Here is a 16,966-nt window from a genome sequence, read left to right on the forward strand (position 1 = left end):
CGGCTGCGGGGCCCGGCCCTGTTCGGGGCTAGGTTTTCCTCGTGCGACTTCACGTGGGCTGCGCGATGTGGACCCATGCCGCCTGGGACCTGGCCACCAAGGATCGGCTGCGCTCGTACGCGACCTGGTGCACCGCGGTGGAGAGCAACACCACCTTCTACGCAACGCCTTCCCGCGGCACGGTCGAGAAGTGGGCCGCGCAGACCTCGCCGGACTTCCGCTTCGTGGTGAAGCTGCCGAAGACCATCACGCACGAACGCCGGCTCCGCGGTACCGACGCCGAGCTCGCCGCGTTCCTCAGCGCGCTCGAGCCGCTCGGCCCGCGGGCCCACGCCTTCTGGATCCAGTTACCGGCCTCGTTCGGTCCGGGCGACCTCGGCGCGCTCGGCACGTTCCTGCACCGCCTCCCCCGCACCCACCGGTACGCCGTCGAGGTCCGTCACCGCGCCTTCTTCGAGGACGAGCGAGCGGCCGGATCGCTCGAGCAGCTGCTCGGCCGGCTGGACGCCGAGTGGATCCCGTTCGACACGATGACACTGTTCGGCCGACCGGCGACGAGCCTCGTCGAGCGAGAGGCCTGGATGAGCAAGCCGCGGGTGCCACGCCGGACGCGCGCGCTCACGGCCCGGCCGATCGTGCGGTACATCGGCCGCGACGACCCGGAGCAGACCGCGGCGGGATGGCAGGGCTGGGCCGATCTGAGCGCCGGCTGGTTGCGGGAAGGGCGGTCGCCGACCGTTTTCATCCACACCCCGGACAACGCCCTGGCGCTCGGACTGGCCCGGCGTTTCCACGACGACGTCCGCCTCCGGGTACCCGAGCTGGAGCCGTTGCCGGAGCCGGTGGAAACCGGTCCGCCGACGCTGTTCTGAGCCGTTCGTGTCCTGCCGGTTCCGATCTCTTCGCCTGAGGTTCAACCAGGGCGACATCCGTGTCTCGCCGCCGGAGCCCGTTGTGCCCTAGGTTTGTTCACTGTGAGGTACGACGAGTTCCGCTCTGCGTATGACGCCGTGCAACAGGCGTGCCTCGAGGCGCGGCTGGACGTCGACGGACTGGCCGCCGAAGTGAGCCGGCTCGCGGTGCTGGCCCGGCAGGTCGAGCTCCGCTCCGAGCGTGAGCAGGCGGCCGCCGACCTGGCCTCGCTCACCGATCTGCTGGAGATGGTGCGCCGGACCGCGCCGCCGCCGGCGTCACCGGCGTACGAGAAGGCGTTCCAGGAGGCGTCGGCGCTGACCGCCGAGGCGAACGCGGCGCAGGGGCCGGTGACCGAGCGGATCAAGCTGGCGCAGCGGGCGATCAAGAAGATCCGGACGCTGGCCGAGCGGGTCGAGGACCCGGGCGAGCGCTTCACGCTGCTGAAGATGACCGAGCCGCTGGCGACGCTGGCCGACGGGCTGGAGCACTCCCGCTCCTGATCCGCGCCGCCGTGGTTGTCCACAGGCTGCCAATTCGCCCCTGAGAACAGGGCTTTTCTCCATACCTTCCCTGGCGAGACATCACTTCGCCCGGGAGGACGACCATGGGGACCACCGAACCGCAGGACACCGCACCGCAGACCGTGGCAGCGCGCACCGGCGAACCGCACGGTGACCGGCTGGCCCGCACCGAATGGCTCATCGCCGAGCTACGGGAGCGCGCCGACAGCTGCGTCGACCCGGCCGAGCGCACCAACCTGCACCGATCAGCCGACGCCCTGGTCCGCCTCGCCATCGCGATGCAGCCATGACGCCGGTCGACGCGGTGCAGTCGGCGCTCCACCAGCACAACGCCGACCGATCCACGCCGGGCGACCCTCCCGGCACCCTCGCGGAGTTGCTCAGCCGGCATGCGCCGGCAGCGGTCGCGCTGTCCGGCGCCGGTCAGACCGCCTGGAACGGCCAGATCGTCGAAGCCGGCGACGGCATTCTCGGCCTGGCTCACTGGGACGGCACGCTGCACCTCGACCGCGAGTGCATCCTCGACCCGCTGCACGACCTGTACGCCCGGGCCGGCCGCCCTCGACCGCAGGCCGTGCTCGCCGGCTACCGCGACGCTCTGGTCACCCTGCTGCACGAGCAGTCCCACTTTCTCGGCCCACAGGGCGCCACTCAGGAGGCGGCGCGTCTTGCCTTCCGAGAGCCTGGCAGCCGAGCGTTGGAAGAAGGAGTCGCCGAAGCCTGGTCCCACTCCCACCTCAACGCCTACCTGCACTCGCTCGGCATCCCCGAGGTGGCGCCCGGCATCGACCGGATCACCACCCAGCCGTCGTACCAGGCGTTCCTCCCGGCCACCGTCCTGCTCACGTCCCACCTGGACCACCGAGCCGCGCTGCCACCCGGCCGCACGCTCCACCTGCTCAACCGCCAGACCGCCGAAGGGCAGTGGCCGCTGGTCACCGACCTGGTTTACCGCTCCAGCGAACTTCCCCACCGAGTGCCGCCTGCTCAGGAGCCGGAGGTTCGCCACCACCTCGAATCCTTTCTCCGCACCGCTTTCCACTCCCTGGATCCCCTGCAACGCCTTCCGCACGGACTCGCCGCCCATCGCTCCCGCACCCTGATGCGTGCCACCCTGAGCACCCTCGAGCAGGAGCTCACCCGCCTGACCCAGGCCTTTCCGCCGCACGCCACCGTCCACCAGAAACCCCGCGCTCAGGCGTCAGCGACGGGGCCGGCCAAGGCACCAGCCCGGTGGACCGACCCGCGGAGTTCTCCGCCCGTGGCGCTGCGCCCCGGTCCCACGCCCGCGCGCCGTCAGCGGCTCGTCGAGGCTCCTTCTCGACCGCTGACCCGCGACCCCGACGACGGCTTGGAGCTCTCCAGATGAGCCGACCCACAACAGAAAGTCCCGTCCCCCGAGCACGGGCTCGGAGGACGGGACGGCTTCAGCGGCCGGTCAGCCTGCAGCCCCGCCTTCACCAGAAGAAGCGCGGCTCCGGGAGAACCGGAGGTGGTGGCACACCGGGCGAGAGCGTGCCACCACCGGGTGGGGCGGCTCAGCCGGCGGTGACGCGGACGCTGTAGGCGCCGCGGCTGCCGTAGGTCGAGTAGCCGGTGTTCAGCGGGCTGGCGTAGCCGGTGTTCTCCACCCGCAGGTAGTAGGTGCCAGCGGCAACTTGCTGGGTGATGCTCGCGCTCAGACCGGTCGGCGTGGCGGCGTTGGTCTGCCCGGCGGCGGGATCGGCGGTGGCGACCACGGTGCCGGCCGAGTTCAGCAGCTGGAGCTTGATGTCCAGGTCGGCGCCCCTGGCGGCGGCGTTCGCGCTGAAGGTGTACTGGCCGGCCGCCAGGTTACCCACCTGGAACACGTCGACGTCGCTGTCGTTCGCGTAGACGCCCTGCACGGTGGCACCGACGGTGACTGCGGTCGCCGCCGCGGTGGTGTCGCCGTGGTCGTCGGCCCGCAGCGCCAGACCGTTCTGACCGGCGACGGCGAAGTCGTCTTCCTTGTTGTTGGCGCCGGTGTACTCACCCTTGCTCCACTGGCTGATCGCCTTGGAGTAGCCGACGCCCATGATCGGGGCCCAGGCACCATGGCCCTGGTAGTAGCCGACCGACGCGGTGCCGTCGTGGCTGAGGCCGATGTTGTGGCCGGCCTCGTGCGACGCGGCCTCGGCGATGTTCTTCGCGCCGGTGCCGACGCCCTTGGTGAAGACCAGCGCCGGCTGGTAGTACGCGTGCCGGCTGGTGGCGTCGTAGACGCCGACGTAGGCGACGCCGCCGCAACCGCAGCCGGACTGGTACCAAGTGGTCGGGTCGATCAGCACGCGCGTGCCGTACTGGAGGTCCGTCGATCCCGAACGGGTGATCGCGGACTCCGGCGGCGCCTGTGTGGTCACGTCGACGTCGAACGGCGCGTAGTCCTCGGCGATCCGGGCCCACACGTCGCGGACGACGTCCTGCTCGGCGGTGCTCCAGTTGCTGGTGTTGCCGTCGGTGTCGTACGCGGTGACGTTCACGGTGGCGGGCTTGCCGTTGGTGTTCCACGCCGTGCCGCTGATGGTGTGACCGTCGAAGTCGAGATAGATCACCCGGTTCGCGCCGGGCTTGCTGTGCAGCTCGAACGCCGGACCGGCGGCGACAGCCGACGCGACGGGCTGCTTCGCCCAGCGCGGCGACGCGGTGGACGCCGCCCTTTCGGCCTCGGTGGCGACGGGCTCACGGAAGAAGAGCTTGCCGGTCTTGTCCAGCCAGCTGGTCTTGTCGGTCGCCAGAATGCGCTGCAGCTGCTGCGCGGCCATCCCGTTGCGCTCGGCCAGTTCGGCGAGTCGCGGCTGGAGCTTGCTCAACGCCGCTCGGCCCTGGAGCTGGTCTCCGATCACCTGGTCCAGCGGGGTGACGGCGTTCTGCTGGGCGTCGGCCTGGTTGCCGGCCACGACGGCCAGCGCTCCGAAGATGACGGCGCCGGTGCCGACCAGGGCACCGGTTCGGCGGAACCTGCTGTGCATGGGGGTCCTCCTCAGGGACTCCTCGGGGACTGTCCGCGGTCGCTGGCGGCGCTCGAACGGTCCCTGCCTCACGTGTGGTGCGCGTGCGCGCACTTTCGGTAGCCTGCCCCACGGGTTGCCCCGCTGTATACAGCTTTGGCGGGGAATTTACCTTTCCCGGCACGGATTTCCCGACGTCGTCGATGGCGCCGATCGCGGCGCGAAGCGCCCTCAGCTGGACGCTGCTGCCGGCGCGCCCAGCCGGGTCAGAAGACCAGGACCTGCCGGATGGAAGTGCCCGCGGCCAGCTCGTCGAAAGCTTCGTTGAGGCCGTCGAGCGAGACCGTCGACGTGAGCAGCCGGTCCACCGGGAGCCGACCCGCGCGGTAGAGAGCGATGTAGCGCGGGATGTCGCGGCTGGGAACGGCCGAGCCCAGGTAGGAGCCCTTGAGCGTGCGTTCCTCGGCGACCAGCGAGACCGCGGGGATGCTCAGCAGTTGGTAGGGATGCGGCAGTCCGACGGTCACCGTGGTGCCCCCGCGCCGAGTCGCCGCGTAGGCCTGCCCGAGCACCGCCGCGCTCCCGACCGTTTCGAACGCGTAGTCGGCGCCACCAGCAGTAGCCTCCCGAACTGCCTCGACCACGTCGAAGGCAGCGGCGGTCGGGGCGGCAGTTCTGGGGGCGGCAGCGGACGAGGCCGGCTCGGACTGGGAGGTGACCGTCCGGGCGTCATCGGACGGGCCGGCGCCGGACGGGATGGCGGCGTTCAGGGCGCCACTGGACGGGCCGGCGCCGGACGGGATGGCGGCGTTCGGGCTGACCTCGGACGGGGCGGCGGTCGGGGCAGCGGAGGATTCGGTGGGGCGGGCGTCGATGGCGGTGGTGGCGCCGAGGGACGTGGCGAGCGCGAGCTTCTCGGGCACGACGTCGACGGCGACGATGGGGTGGGCACCGGCCAGCACGGCCCCGAGCAGAGCGGCCAGCCCGACGCCGCCGAGACCGAAGACGACGGCGCTCTGGCCGGGCTGGATCCGGGCGGTGTTCACGACCGCGCCGACGCCCGTCATCACCGCACAGCCGAACAAAGCGGCGATCTCCGGCGGCAGCGACGGGTCGATCTTCACCGCGGACCGTGCCGACACCACCGCGTGGTCGGCGAACCCGGACACCCCGAGATGGTGATGGACTCCGTCCAGGCGCTGAGCGCCACCGAGCAGGGTGCCGGCCGTGTTCGCCGCGGCGCCCGGTTCGCACAGCGCCGCGCGCCCTTCCGCGCACGGTCCACAGCCACCGCAGGCCGGCACGAAGGCGAAGCCGACGGTGTCCCCCGGCGCGAAGCCGGGCGCCTCCGACCGGACCACCTCCCCGGTCGCCTCGTGACCCAGCAGCATCGGCATCACCCGCGGCCGCGAACCGTCGATCACCGACAGGTCCGAGTGGCACAACCCGGCCGCGCGGACCCGGACCAGCAGCTCGCCCGGTCCAGGCGGCGCCAGCTCCACCTGCTCGGTCCGCAGCGGCCGGGACTCGGCGTACGGCTGGGGCAAACCCATCTCGCGCAGTACGGCGCCGCGGATGATCATCAGGCGATTCCTTCCAGCGCGGCGCGCAACTCGTCGGGCAGCGGGACCGGGCGACGGTTCTCCCGGTCGACGAAAACATGGACGAACCGCCCGAGCGCCGCCGGCTCGGCGCTGCCGCCGCGGAACAGGCCGATCTCGTAGGTGACGCTGGAGTTGCCGAGCTTGGCGACTCGCAGGCCGGCGTCCACCGGGTCGGGGAAGGCGAGCGACGCCTTGAACGTGCACTGCGACTCGACGCACAGCCCGATCACCGGCCCGCGGTGGATGTCGAGCCCGCCGGTCCGGATCAGGAACTCGTTGATCACGGTGTCGAAGAAGCTGTAGTACTCGACGTTGTTGACGTGCCCGTACACGTCGTTGTCCTTCCAGCGCGTACTGATCGCGTGGAAGTGCGGGAAGGCGCTGCGGTCCACCGGCCCACCATAAGGTGCCGCTCATGACCTTCGTGCTGATTCCGGGCGCCGGCTGCACCCCGTACCACTGGCACCCCCTCACCGCCGAGCTCCGCCACCGCGGCCACCCGGTCATCGAGGTGGACCTTCCCTGCGACGACCCCACCGCCGGCCTGACCGACTACGTGGACGCGGTTGTAACAGCCGTCGCCCGGGCCGACCACCCCCCGACCGCCCCTGCCCCGCGGACAGAAGCCGTCGACACTGCCGAGGCCGGGAATCACAGGGTTCCGGGCCGGGGTTTGACGGTCGTGGCGCATTCGCTGGGTGGGATGACGGCTCCGTTGGTGTGTGAGCGGTTGCCGGTGGAGCTGCTGGTGCTGGTGGCGGGCATGATCCCGCGGCCGGGTGAGTCGATGGAACAGTGGTGGGAGAACACCGGGTACCGCTCGACGGAGGACGAAGGCGTCGACACCTTCTTCCACGACTTGCCGCCGGACCTCGCCACGGCGGCCCGCCGCGAGCTGCGGGACCAGTCGACCGGCCCGTGGACCGAGCCGAGTCCGCTGCGAGCCTGGCCCGACGTGCCGACCAGAGCCGTGATCGCCCGCGACGACCTGCTCTTCCCGGCCGACTTCCTCCGCCGCGTCACCGAGGACCGCCTCGGCTTCACCCCCGACGAGACCCCCGGCGGCCACTTCCCCATGCTCGGCCACCCCACCGAACTGGCCGACCGCCTGGAGGCCTACCAGGCAGAAGTCACGTCACCGCGGTCGCCGTAGAGACCGGCACCAGCCACACGTCCCGCTGCTCGACATTTCTGCGAGTGCAGCAGGAGCCGGCTCGACGGCCTCAGCGCAGGACGGCGTCCACCAGGTGCCCGTCCGGCCGCTGCGTCCCGGCGAGGCACGCGACCTGCTGCAGACGATGATCCGGCCAGGACGGTCGGCGACCTAGGGCGTGTTGATCAATTCCGTGCAGTCGCGAGCAGGTGCTCGGTGCGGTGGCTCGGCGTGCTGGAGTGAAGGCCTCGATGTTTTTCCATCGTGGCCTTTGCTCCAGTGCGGCGAGGTGCCGTGCCGGGTGCCGCGCAGCACGCAGAGTTGCTCAACACGCCCTAGTCCTGCCAGAGGCCGATGCGGTTGGCGTCGAGGTCCAGGATGATCGCCATCCGGCCCAGGCCAGGGACTTCCCACGGTGGGACCGCGATGCGGCCGCCGAGCGACTCGGCTTTCGCCACAGCGGCTTCCAGGTCCGGGACGGAGAAGTAGGTGACGACTCCTGCAGGGCGGACCTCGTTCTGCTGGCCGATTCCACCGGGCAGGGTGTTCTTGTCGGGCTGGACCAGGGCGTAGTTCAGGGCCTCGACCAGCTGCAGCCGCCAGCCGAACAGCTGCGTGTAGAACTCGCGCGCAGCCACAGGGTTCGTGGCGGTGATGTCGATCCAAGCGGGTGCGGTGAAGTCGCTCATGCCGATACGTCGGAGCCGCCTGACCGGCGTCGACACACGGCGAAGCTGCCTAGCCGGCCGCCCTCGCCATCACGACCGCGCCCTCGCCATCATCACCCGCCCTCGCCATCACCATCCCGCCGCGGCCATCACCACTCCGCCCGGCCGTCACCTCGCCGCTCCGGCCATCACCTCGCCACCGCGCCCACCGAACACCCTGAAACCTACGGAGGCGTAACTTACGGTGCCGTAGGGTGGGGCGTACCGCCGACGAGAGGAACCCCCGGTGACCGACAAGCTGGTGACGAACCTGCTGCACGAGCTGGAACCTGTCGTCGAGCAGAATCTCGAGCGGCACCTGGCCATCACCAAGGACTGGAACCCGCACGACTACGTGCCGTGGAGTGAGGGCCGGGACTTCGCCTTTCTCGGCGGCGAGGACTGGGCTCCGGAGCAGTCCCGGCTCGACCCGGTGGCCAAGGTCGCGATGATCACCAACCTGCTGACGGAGGACAACCTCCCGTCGTACCACCGGGAGATCGCCACCCAGTTCGGCCTCGACGGTGCCTGGGGGACGTGGGTCGGGCGGTGGACGGCCGAGGAAGGCCGGCACGGGATCGCGTTGCGCGACTACCTGGTGGTCACCCGCGGCGTCGACCCGGTCGAGCTGGAAGTGGCCCGGATGGCGCACATGACCGCCGGCCACCAGGTCGACAAGAACATGCTGGAGGCGGTCGCGTACGTCAGCTTCCAGGAGCTGGCGACCCGGGTCTCGCACCGCAACACCGGCAAGGCGACCGGCTGCCCGATCGCGGACCAACTGCTGGCCCGGATCGCCACCGACGAGAACCTGCACATGATCTTCTACCGCAACCTGGTCTCGGCGGCGTTCGAGCTGGCGCCGAACGAGACGATGCGCGCGGTGTACAACGAGGTCGCGGACTTCTCCATGCCGGGCGCGACGATGGAGGGCTTCGCCCGCAACTCGGTGACGATCGCAAAGGCCGGCATCTACGACCTGCGGCTGCACCACGACGAGGTGGTCGCGCCGATCCTGCGGAAGTGGAAGGTGTTCGAGCGCGACGACCTCAGCGGGGACGGCGCCCGGGCCCGGGACGAACTGGCGGTGTTCATGGCCGGCCTGGACGCCCAGGCGACCAAGTTCGTCGAGCAGCGCGACCGGCTGCGCGCTCGTCAGGCGGCCCGCGCCGAGGCCTGATTGCCCTGCACTGATTGCACTGCACCGGGCACCGTGCACTGATCGCACTGCACCGGGCGACCTGCACTGATCGCATTGCACCGGGCGACTGCGGCCGGCAACCTGCAGCCGGCGACTGCGGCAGTCAACCAGCCACGCCCTAAGGTCGACGGCATGAGCGACGACGTGCGGCTGCCGGATTCCGTGGTCTTGGAGATGCTGGCCGGGAAGCTGTCCGCGGCGTCGAACCGGGACTGGCACGTGGAAGACGGCCTGGTCCGCGGGCCCGGCACCGTCGGCGTGACGCTGGGCAGGGACCACACCGGCCAGTCCGGCCACCTGGACCTGAACTTCGTGCTCAACCTGGACCGCCCGGAAACCACCACGCTGTCCGACTGCGTGGCCGGCTACGGCGACACGGTCGAGGATGCGACCGCCCGGGCAATCGACCTCTGGCTCGGTACGACGGGCAGTGCGGTGTTCGAGCTGCTGATCCAGGACGGGTCCTTCGCCGGCCACTTCGGCGCCGACGACCCGGCGGGGTTTCCCGGCTGGCACCTGATTCACGGCGGCATCGTCGGCTGGGGCAGCGGCGAGCAGCACCAGGCGGCGCAACTGTGGGCCCGCGACCACCTGATCGCCCCGATCCTCGCACCCGTCCTGCGCAAGGACCTCGAGCTCACCGGCGGCCAACTGATCGGCATCAAGGTGTTCTTCGGCGGCAGCAGCACGTCGGAGACCGCCGAGGTCCGGGTCAACGGCGAGGTGCACGACGTGGCATCAGCGGTGCTGGCCGGGCTCGACTGGCCCCGGCCCGACGAGGACCTCACCTACGCCCGCACCTACCTCCTGCTGGTCCAGACGGCCTGACCCGCCGTCGCTGAAACCCGGCGCAGTACGCGCGCTCTGGGCTGCCGCCGCTCAGGGCGAGCCCCAGCGCGTGCTCGGCCAGGCCGATCAGCTGACGACCAGGCCCGCCCGTCAGTCAGTCAGCGGGGAAGTGGCTCGATCCGTAGCGACGCGCCGACGCGTTCTGCTGCGCCAACCGCCGCAGCGCCAGCAGGACCGGACCACCCAACGCGGTCACGAGCACCGTGGTCTCCACCGTCGACGCCCGGTCAGCGGACGGCAGATGCGCTACATCGGCATCACCCACCTGCTGAGCCGCTGCCGCGTAGACCTCCAGCAAGTCGTCGTCCAGGTGATGACCGACCTTCTCCAGCGCGTCCAAAGCAGCGGCCAGCAGCGCACGGTCCGACGCCGCCGGGGACACCAGCCAGCCCCGCTGCTCCACCAGTTCGTCCACGCGCCGACGCGATTCCGCGCTCGCCGCGATGTCATCCGGAATCAGTGCACCGTGCGCCGCGCCCAGCAGGTCGTGCAGCTCCAGCGACTCCTCGTCCACCGCCGCCAGCACCCCCCGAACGCGCGCCAGCGACAACCCCGACTCCACCAGCGCGCGAATCAGCCCCAGGCGACGGACGTGCGCCTCGTCGTACCGGGATCTGGTCGCCCCGACGGACTCGCCCGGCGGCAGCAGGCCTTCACGCAGGTAGTACTTGATCGTCGCCACCGGCACCTCGGCCCGCCGGGACAGCTCCGCGATCCACATCTCGCCTCCTCTTGACTTTTGGAGAGTATCACTCTCCAATGTTGGAGAGCGCAGGTATCCAATCGAGGAGATAGTCATGGTCATCGAGGGACGGCAGACAGCGGCGTACGACGGAGAGCTCGTGGTCTTCCTGATCGGGATGCGGGTGAACAAACTGCGCGCCTGGCGGCAGTGGCTTCCCGTCGCCAAGGCGATGGGTCCGATGCTGCGAGAGCTCTCGGCGGACCCCGGCAGCGGCTTGCTCGGCTTCCGCAGTTTTCCCGGGCTACGCAGCGTGACGATGGTGCAGTACTGGGAATCCGTCGAGAAGCTGCAGGCGTTCGCCGGCGACGCGCAGCGCTCACACCGCCAGGCCTGGACCGAGTTCTACCGGCAGGCGTACAAGGGCCACAACGTCGGCATCTGGCACGAGACCTACGTGGTTCCGGCCGGCCACACCGAGACCATCTACGGCAACATGCCGCTGCTCGGCCTAGGCAAGGTGTCCGGCGTCGTGCCGGTGAACAGCCGCGGCCGGACCGCCGCCGAAAGGCTGAGCCGGACGTAGTGGCTACAGTGCAGGCGTGCAGTTCATCCGGGATCTGGGCAGGCTGCTGAGGCGGGGTGACTTCCGGCGACTGTTCGCCGTGCGACTCAGCTCGCAGTTCGGCGACGGGGTGTTCCAGGTCGCGCTCGCGTCGTACGTGCTGTTCTCGCCGGAGCGGGCGCCGGACGCGGCGGCGATCGCGGGACTGTTCGCGGTGGCACTGCTCCCGTACTCCGTGCTCGGGCCGTTCACCGGAGTCCTGCTGGACCGCTGGTCGCGCCGCCAGATCCTCTTCGGCGCCAACGTCACCCGGGCCGTGCTCGTCCTGGTGGTCGGCGCGATCGTTGCCGCCGGCAACGCGGGCGTGCTGTTCTACTTGGCCGTGCTGCTCACCCTCGGGGTCAACCGGTTCCTGCTCTCCGGGCTGTCCGCCGGGCTGCCGCACGTGGTGGACACCGACGAGCTGGTGATGGCCAACGCGGTCACCCCGACCTCGGGCACCGCCTTCTTCCTGATCGGCGGAGGCGCCGGCGCGGGGGTGAAGCTGCTCGCCGATTCGGACCTGGCCGTGCTCGGTACGACGTCCGCCGTCTACCTCGTCGCGGCGCTGCTCGCGCTCCGGCTCGGCCGCAACCAGCTCGGCCCCGACCTCACCGGCCGTGAGCCGGGCCTCGTCGAGGCGGTCCGCGGCATCGCGAAGGGACTCGTCGACGGCGGCCGCCACCTGCGCGAACGCCGGCAGGCCGCGCTCGGCCTGGCCGCGATCGGATCGCTGCGGTTCTTCTTCGGCCTGGTCACGGTCGCGATGATCCTGCTGTACCGCAACGAGTTCTACGGCCCCGACCAGCTCGACCAGGCGTTCGGCGCACTGGCGCTGGCCAGCGGTGCCGTCGGCGCCGGACTCTTTCTCGCCGCGCTGGTCACGCCGTGGGCGACCCGGGTGCTGACCTTGCGGCGCTGGATCACCGTGCTGTTCGTCGCCGCCGCGGTGGTCACCGCGTTTCCCGGCGGTCTCTACGTCCAGCCGGCGGTCGTCGTCGCGGGCTTTCTCACCGGCTTCTGCGCCCAAGGCGTGAAGATCAGCGTCGACACGCTCGTCCAGACCGGTGTCGACGACGTCTACCGCGGCCGGGTCTTCTCGCTCTACGACATGATCTTCAACGTCGGGCAGGTCTCGGCGGCCGCGCTCGGCGCGCTGATCCTGCCCGACGACGGGAAGTCCTACCCGGTGCTCGCCTTCATCGTGCTCGGCTTCGCCGTCTCCGCGCTGGTGTACTCCCGGTCAAGTGCCGCGCAGCGCGGTGATCGGCTCGATCGCGGAGGCCTTCCAGGCCGGGTAGGTGCCGGCGAGCAGCCCGATCAGAGCGCCCAGTAGCGGCGAACCGATCGCGAGTTGGGTGTCCAGGATCGGCGTCCAGTCCCGGGACCAGGACACTCCGATGGTGAGCAGCACCCCGACCGCGGTGCCGAGCAGGCCGCCGAGGAAGCCGACGATCACGCTCTCCACCAGGAACTGCCCGGCCACGTGCCGTCGCGCGGCGCCGAGGGCCCGGCGCAGCCCGATCTCCGAGATCCGTTCCAGCACCGACAGCAGGGTGACGTTCGCGATGCCGAGTCCGCCGACCAGCAGGGCCACCGCGCCGAGCAGCAGGAACAGCGCGTTCAGGTCCGACTCGACGCCCTTGCGCACACCGCCCTGCAGCGGTGGCGCGTCGACCTTGAGCGCGCTCGGGTTGTTCGGGTCGATCGCGACCGGTGCCTGCCCCGCGATCAGCTGGGCGGCGCCGACCTGGGTGCGGATCTCCACCGCGTCCGGCGACTCCAGTTCGTACGCCGTCCTCGCCGCGCCGTTCGGCATGATCACCCCGTCCAGCAGGTCGGCCCGGCCGGAGACGGCATCGAGAATGCCGATCACCGTGTAGGCCTGGTCGCCGATGAACACGGCCGGCTGGGCGTCGACCCGGTTGATGCCGAGCTTCTCCGCGGCGTGCTTGCCGAGCACGACGACCCGATCCCCCCGAGAGTCGTGCCCCGCGTCGAAGAACCGACCGGTCCGCAGCTGCGACCGGACCGCGTCGAACAGCCCGGCCGACCCGGCCAGCACCGGCAAGGCGTACCCGCTCTTCTGCCCACCGAGCCCGCCCAGCCCGGCGACGCTGCGCACCAGGTCGTCGCCGATCTCGAGCCGGCTGTACGTGCCCGCCCCCTCGACGCCGTTCAGCCGGCTGATCCGCGCGGGCGCGTCCCACGGCAACTGCGTCGCCGCCTCGCCCTCGGCCTTGTCGTCAGGCTGTACGACGACCCGGGTGGCCGCGGCGAGATCGAACCGCTGGGTGATCTGCCCCGCCGCGGTCTGCCCGAGCCCGACGGTCGCCACCAGTGCGGCGATGCCGAGCACCGTGCCGAGCGTGGTCAGCACGAGCCGGGTCGGCCGTGCGGCGACTCCGGCCAGCGCCTCGTCCAGCAGATCCCGCAGGGCAGGCCCGCGCGACAGCCGCTTGCTGCCCGGGGCACGGCGCCTGAGCAGTCCGCGGCGCGGACCGTCCGGGCGCTGGGCGGCGCTGGACCGCCGCGGGCGGCGGCCGGCGAGGCGCTGGATCATGCTGCCGGCGAGCAGGCGGCCGCGCCCAGTCGCACCCGCGCGACCGGGGCGGCCCGCTGGATGCCGCTGCGTCGCAGACGACGCCGGGATCGGCGGGGACGTGGACGGCTCGCCGGCGGGATCCGGGGAGCCGGTACTGGGGGTCACCACTGCAGCGTCCCGTCGACGATGCGGACCTGACGCTGCGCGCGGCGGCTGACGTGGTCGTCGTGGGTGATGACGGCCAGCGTCATGCCCTCGGCGTGCAGTTCGTCGAACACCTCGAGAATCGCCTCCGCGTTCACGCTGTCCAGGTTGCCGGTCGGCTCGTCCGCGAGCAGCAGGCTCGGCTGGGCGACCAGCGCGCGGGCGATCGCGACCCGCTGCCGTTCGCCGCCGGACAGCGTGGTCGGCGCGAACTCCATCCGGTGCGCCAGCCCGACCCGCTCCAGCGCGAGCCGGGCCCGGGACATCCGCTCCCGCCGCGGCACACCGACGTACACCATCGAGAGCGCGACGTTCTCCAGCACGGTCCGGTGGTCGAGCAGGTGGAAGGACTGGAAGACGAAGCCGATCCGCTCGCCGCGCAGGACGGCGCGCCGGCGCTCGCGCAGGCTGGAGGTGTCCACCCCGTCGAGCCGGTAGACGCCGTCGCTGGGGTTGTCGAGCAGCCCGAGCAGGTGCAGCAGCGTCGACTTGCCCGAGCCCGAGGGCCCGACGATCGAGAGGTACTCCCCGGCCCGGATGGTCAGGTCGATGCCCTTGATCGCGCGCACCTCCGGCGGTCCGGGGAAGAACCGGCGGACGCCGATCATCTCCACCACCGGCGCCGGCAGCGCCACCGCGGTCGCCGTCATCGCCCGACCACCACTTGGTCGCCCTCGGCCAGCTTGGCGTCCCCGGTCGGCGTCACCTGGGCGAACCCGTCCGCGGACAGCCCCACCTTGACCGGCACCAGCTCGACCTTGTCGTCCCGCAGCACCTCGACCCGCGACGACCCGTCGGAGCCGGCCGACAGGGCGGCGACCGGAACCGCCAGCACCTTGCCGTTCGTGCTGCGGACCGGGATGGTCACCCGGACGTTTGCCTCGCGCAACCGTTCCAGCTGGGCCGCGGTCAGGCTCTTCGGCGCGATCACCACGTCGTACTGGTCGGCGTTCCGGCTGATCCGGCGGACCGTGGCCGGCACGGTGGTGCCGTCGCCGAGGTCGAAGCTCGCCGCCATCCCGGTCTTGAGCTGTTCCTTGGTCTGCGCGTCGACCTTGACCGTGACCACCAGCGAGGCGCCGCTGACCGACATCACCACGCCGTTCACGACGCCGCCACGCTCGACCTTCACGTCGTCGACCCGCCGCGGCAGCGTCTTCACGAACACCACCTCCGATACCGGCAACGGCGTACCGGCCTTGAACTCGGTCTCCGCCAACGCCTCCTCGGCGTCGTCGAGGTTCTCCTGTGCGTCGTCCACCTGCCCCTGCTCGACGGTGAAGTCCTTCTTGCCCGGTGTCGCCTTGGCCTGCTTCAGCGCGGCCTTCGCCTGCCGGAGCGCGTTCTTCGCCTGGTCGACGGCCTTGTCCGCCCCGTCCACGGCCTGCACGAGCCGCTCCTCCGCCTCAGGCGCCTCGTACCCGGCCGCCTCGTACAGCTCCTCGACCGCACGCGCCGTTCCACTCTCGTACTTCGTGTCGACGGTCCCGGGGTCGAAGCCGAGCCGGTCCAGGGTCTGCTCCAGCTGCAGCACGTCCGGTCCCCGGCTGCCCGGGCTGAGCGTCCGGTACATCGGCAGCACCCCGGCCAGCCCGATCACCGGCCGGCCGGTGATCTCGAGCAACGCCTTGCCTTCGGTGATCGTCGAGCCGACGGTCGGCACCTTGCCGGTCACCACCGCGGGCGTCGTCAGCCCGCTGGTCTCGATCCGGACGTTCACCGCGCCGTCGAACGACGCGTCGCCGCGCGCAACCACCCGGCTGGCCAGCGCCTTCTTCTCCACCGGCACGGTGATCTGGGAAGCCTTCGGCGGCGCGGTCTTCGCGGCAGCGTCCTCCGGCGACTGGATCCGGCTGCCGGCCGCGACGCCGACCCCCAGCGACAACGTCGCGACCGTGGACACCCCGACCAGCACCCGCCGCCGCGACTTGGGAGACGCGCTCACCGCTCTGCCATCGTGTCGCGATACTGCTCGAGCTCGGCCTTGTGCTGCTCGACGAAGCCCTTCTCGTGCTCGACCTGCGCCTGCTGGTACGGCGCGTCGTACACCTTCGCCTTGCAGCCCTGGTCGGCCTTGGCCAGCTCGATCTCGAACGACCGCAGCTCGGCCAGCTTGGCGGCGTCGACCTTGTCCAGCGACGGCGCGGCGACCGTGAAGTTCTTGCCCGGCTTGGGCGTCGTGCTGGTGCCGGTCAGCTCGTCGAGCTTGCTGCTGACCTTCTGCCGTGGCTCGTCGACCTTGGTGTAGCCGGCGTGCCCGGCATCGGCCAGGCAGTCCGCCCAGGCCGCGGTCGCGTCGACCACCCGCTGGTCGGACTCGATCCGCTTGCGCAGCGCCTCCAGGTCCTTGAACAGCGACTGGAACTTGTCGAAGTCGGCCGCCCGGTCCTCGCCCTTGCCGTACACGGACTCGGCCGCCTTGCCGCGGCAGCCGGCGTCCTTGGGCGCCTGCACCTTGCCGCCGTCGGCCGGCACCGCGACCACGCCGCCGGTGCCGAGCTCGCCGTTCAGCGCCTTGTCGTAGGCCTTCTTCGCGGTGGCCGACAGCGCGTTGCGGATCGTGGTGTTCGGGTCGTCGTCCTGCGCGGCGTCCGGCTTGGCCCAGTCGATCGTGCTGATCCCGTAGCCGTACTGCGCGGCGAACTGGTCCGGCGGCAGGTTGAATGCCTCGGCGAACTTGGACTTCGGGTTCGCCTCCGGCGGCACCGCGACGTACTCGAAGCCGGCGGTTCTCATGCAGGCGGCGGTCGCCTCCTCGACCTTGCGCTGCTTGGCCAGCTGTTCCTCGCTGCTGTCCTGGTCGCCGCCGACCGCCCGGACCGCGACCCGCGGGCCGCCGCTGCCACCGCTGAATCCTTCGCCCAGGTACTCCGCGAGCGGGCTCTTGCCGTCGCTTTCGGGTGACTTGTCCGCGCCGGGCGAGGTGACCGCACCGCAGCCGGCCAGTGCCAGGACCAGGGCCGTCACCGGGACCAGCGAGAGTGCTTTGCGTGAGTTCGTCATGACGGCGAG

General features: G+C 71.0%; 18 protein-coding genes. 9 read left to right on the forward strand and 9 right to left on the reverse strand.

Annotated features, from left to right (window positions below; all coding sequences use genetic code 11):
* Positions 1 to 41 precede the first annotated feature (41 nt).
* The 4 genes from KFLA_RS34890 (at position 42) to KFLA_RS34905 (ending at position 2,805) form a co-directional block, all read left to right on the forward strand.
* The gene (locus KFLA_RS34890; RefSeq protein ID WP_041289628.1) at positions 42 to 872 is read left to right on the forward strand and encodes a DUF72 domain-containing protein; all 831 of its coding nucleotides are present in this window, start codon (positions 42 to 44) and stop codon (positions 870 to 872) included.
* A 102-nt stretch (positions 873 to 974) separates the two neighbouring features.
* Positions 975 to 1,415, forward strand: a complete 441-nt coding sequence (locus KFLA_RS34895; RefSeq protein ID WP_012924562.1) for a hypothetical protein — start codon at positions 975 to 977, stop codon at positions 1,413 to 1,415.
* Between the two features lie 104 nt (positions 1,416 to 1,519).
* A complete protein-coding gene (locus tag KFLA_RS34900; RefSeq protein WP_012924563.1) occupies positions 1,520 to 1,726 on the forward strand; it encodes a hypothetical protein in 207 nt (68 codons plus the stop codon).
* Complete coding sequence (locus tag KFLA_RS34905) at positions 1,723 to 2,805, forward strand: hypothetical protein (RefSeq protein ID WP_012924564.1); 1,083 nt, start codon at positions 1,723 to 1,725, stop codon at positions 2,803 to 2,805. The genes KFLA_RS34900 and KFLA_RS34905 overlap by 4 nt, the downstream gene beginning before the upstream one ends.
* A 169-nt stretch (positions 2,806 to 2,974) precedes the next feature.
* Here the strand turns inward: KFLA_RS34905 and KFLA_RS34910 are convergent, their stop codons facing one another.
* The 3 genes from KFLA_RS34910 to KFLA_RS34920 all read right to left on the reverse strand — a co-directional run bounded on the left by KFLA_RS34910 (position 2,975) and on the right by KFLA_RS34920 (position 6,401).
* A complete protein-coding gene (locus tag KFLA_RS34910) occupies positions 2,975 to 4,426 on the reverse strand; it encodes a zinc-dependent metalloprotease family protein (RefSeq protein WP_012924565.1) in 1,452 nt (483 codons plus the stop codon).
* 245 nt (positions 4,427 to 4,671) lie between these two features.
* Positions 4,672 to 5,988 carry a zinc-binding dehydrogenase gene (locus KFLA_RS34915; protein ID WP_012924566.1) on the reverse strand — a complete coding sequence of 439 codons (1,317 nt, stop codon included), beginning with the start codon at positions 5,986 to 5,988 and terminating at the stop codon, positions 4,672 to 4,674.
* A complete protein-coding gene (locus tag KFLA_RS34920) occupies positions 5,988 to 6,401 on the reverse strand; it encodes an acyl-CoA thioesterase (RefSeq protein WP_012924567.1) in 414 nt (137 codons plus the stop codon). The genes KFLA_RS34915 and KFLA_RS34920 overlap by 1 nt, the downstream gene beginning before the upstream one ends.
* Positions 6,402 to 6,424: 23 nt before the next feature.
* On the opposite strand from KFLA_RS34920, the gene KFLA_RS34925 reads away from it, so the two are divergent.
* The gene (locus KFLA_RS34925; RefSeq protein ID WP_012924568.1) at positions 6,425 to 7,162 is read left to right on the forward strand and encodes an alpha/beta fold hydrolase; all 738 of its coding nucleotides are present in this window, start codon (positions 6,425 to 6,427) and stop codon (positions 7,160 to 7,162) included.
* A gap of 335 nt (positions 7,163 to 7,497) precedes the next feature.
* Here the strand turns inward: KFLA_RS34925 and KFLA_RS34930 are convergent, their stop codons facing one another.
* Positions 7,498 to 7,851, reverse strand: coding sequence for a VOC family protein (locus tag KFLA_RS34930; RefSeq protein ID WP_012924569.1), 354 nt, complete (start codon positions 7,849 to 7,851; stop codon positions 7,498 to 7,500).
* Between the two features lie 265 nt (positions 7,852 to 8,116).
* On the opposite strand from KFLA_RS34930, the gene KFLA_RS34935 reads away from it, so the two are divergent.
* Together KFLA_RS34935 and KFLA_RS34940 are read left to right on the forward strand one after the other, a co-directional pair.
* On the forward strand, positions 8,117 to 9,049 hold the full coding sequence (locus tag KFLA_RS34935) for an acyl-ACP desaturase (RefSeq protein WP_012924570.1): 933 nt from the start codon (positions 8,117 to 8,119) through the stop codon (positions 9,047 to 9,049).
* Between the two features lie 153 nt (positions 9,050 to 9,202).
* The gene (locus tag KFLA_RS34940; protein ID WP_012924571.1) at positions 9,203 to 9,898 is read left to right on the forward strand and encodes a DUF6348 family protein; all 696 of its coding nucleotides are present in this window, start codon (positions 9,203 to 9,205) and stop codon (positions 9,896 to 9,898) included.
* A gap of 115 nt (positions 9,899 to 10,013) precedes the next feature.
* On the opposite strand, the gene KFLA_RS34945 is transcribed toward KFLA_RS34940, so the two are convergent.
* A complete protein-coding gene (locus KFLA_RS34945) occupies positions 10,014 to 10,640 on the reverse strand; it encodes a MerR family transcriptional regulator (RefSeq protein WP_012924572.1) in 627 nt (208 codons plus the stop codon).
* Positions 10,641 to 10,716: 76 nt separating this feature from the next.
* On the opposite strand from KFLA_RS34945, the gene KFLA_RS34950 reads away from it, so the two are divergent.
* A complete protein-coding gene (locus KFLA_RS34950; protein ID WP_012924573.1) occupies positions 10,717 to 11,187 on the forward strand; it encodes a DUF4188 domain-containing protein in 471 nt (156 codons plus the stop codon).
* A gap of 16 nt (positions 11,188 to 11,203) precedes the next feature.
* The gene (locus KFLA_RS34955) at positions 11,204 to 12,541 is read left to right on the forward strand and encodes an MFS transporter (protein WP_012924574.1); all 1,338 of its coding nucleotides are present in this window, start codon (positions 11,204 to 11,206) and stop codon (positions 12,539 to 12,541) included.
* Here KFLA_RS34955 and KFLA_RS34960 read toward each other — a convergent pair.
* Genes KFLA_RS34960 through KFLA_RS34975 form a run of 4 tightly spaced genes read right to left on the reverse strand, consistent with a single transcriptional unit; the run spans position 12,449 to position 16,957 of the window.
* Positions 12,449 to 13,915 carry an ABC transporter permease gene (locus KFLA_RS34960; RefSeq protein ID WP_237706670.1) on the reverse strand — a complete coding sequence of 489 codons (1,467 nt, stop codon included), beginning with the start codon at positions 13,913 to 13,915 and terminating at the stop codon, positions 12,449 to 12,451. The genes KFLA_RS34955 and KFLA_RS34960 overlap by 93 nt on opposite strands.
* Positions 13,912 to 14,604, reverse strand: coding sequence for an ABC transporter ATP-binding protein (locus KFLA_RS34965; protein WP_012924576.1), 693 nt, complete (start codon positions 14,602 to 14,604; stop codon positions 13,912 to 13,914). The genes KFLA_RS34960 and KFLA_RS34965 overlap by 4 nt, the downstream gene beginning before the upstream one ends.
* Positions 14,601 to 15,899, reverse strand: coding sequence for a peptidoglycan-binding protein (locus KFLA_RS34970; protein WP_012924577.1), 1,299 nt, complete (start codon positions 15,897 to 15,899; stop codon positions 14,601 to 14,603). The genes KFLA_RS34965 and KFLA_RS34970 overlap by 4 nt, the downstream gene beginning before the upstream one ends.
* Positions 15,896 to 16,957 carry a hypothetical protein gene (locus KFLA_RS34975; protein ID WP_012924578.1) on the reverse strand — a complete coding sequence of 354 codons (1,062 nt, stop codon included), beginning with the start codon at positions 16,955 to 16,957 and terminating at the stop codon, positions 15,896 to 15,898. Before KFLA_RS34975 ends, KFLA_RS34970 begins: the two co-directional genes overlap by 4 nt.
* Between the last annotated feature and the right edge of the window lie 9 nt (positions 16,958 to 16,966).

The sequence above is a fragment of the Kribbella flavida DSM 17836 genome (genome assembly GCF_000024345.1).
Taxonomy (GTDB): Bacteria; Actinomycetota; Actinomycetes; order Propionibacteriales; family Kribbellaceae; genus Kribbella; species Kribbella flavida.

Excerpts from the sequence above, each read along its gene's own strand:
- KFLA_RS34950 (WP_012924573.1), top strand. The coding sequence starts at position 10,717 with ATGGTCATCGAGGGACGGCAGACAGCGGCGTACGACGGAGAGCTCGTG.
- KFLA_RS34915 (WP_012924566.1), bottom strand. The coding sequence starts at position 5,988 with ATGATCATCCGCGGCGCCGTACTGCGCGAGATGGGTTTGCCCCAGCCG.
- KFLA_RS34905 (WP_012924564.1), top strand. The coding sequence starts at position 1,723 with ATGACGCCGGTCGACGCGGTGCAGTCGGCGCTCCACCAGCACAACGCC.
- KFLA_RS34900 (WP_012924563.1), top strand. The coding sequence starts at position 1,520 with ATGGGGACCACCGAACCGCAGGACACCGCACCGCAGACCGTGGCAGCG.
- KFLA_RS34965 (WP_012924576.1), bottom strand. The coding sequence starts at position 14,604 with ATGACGGCGACCGCGGTGGCGCTGCCGGCGCCGGTGGTGGAGATGATC.
- KFLA_RS34930 (WP_012924569.1), bottom strand. The coding sequence starts at position 7,851 with ATGAGCGACTTCACCGCACCCGCTTGGATCGACATCACCGCCACGAAC.
- KFLA_RS34940 (WP_012924571.1), top strand. The coding sequence starts at position 9,203 with ATGAGCGACGACGTGCGGCTGCCGGATTCCGTGGTCTTGGAGATGCTG.
- KFLA_RS34910 (WP_012924565.1), bottom strand. The coding sequence starts at position 4,426 with ATGCACAGCAGGTTCCGCCGAACCGGTGCCCTGGTCGGCACCGGCGCC.
- KFLA_RS34925 (WP_012924568.1), top strand. The coding sequence starts at position 6,425 with ATGACCTTCGTGCTGATTCCGGGCGCCGGCTGCACCCCGTACCACTGG.
- KFLA_RS34945 (WP_012924572.1), bottom strand. The coding sequence starts at position 10,640 with ATGTGGATCGCGGAGCTGTCCCGGCGGGCCGAGGTGCCGGTGGCGACG.
- KFLA_RS34975 (WP_012924578.1), bottom strand. The coding sequence starts at position 16,957 with ATGACGAACTCACGCAAAGCACTCTCGCTGGTCCCGGTGACGGCCCTG.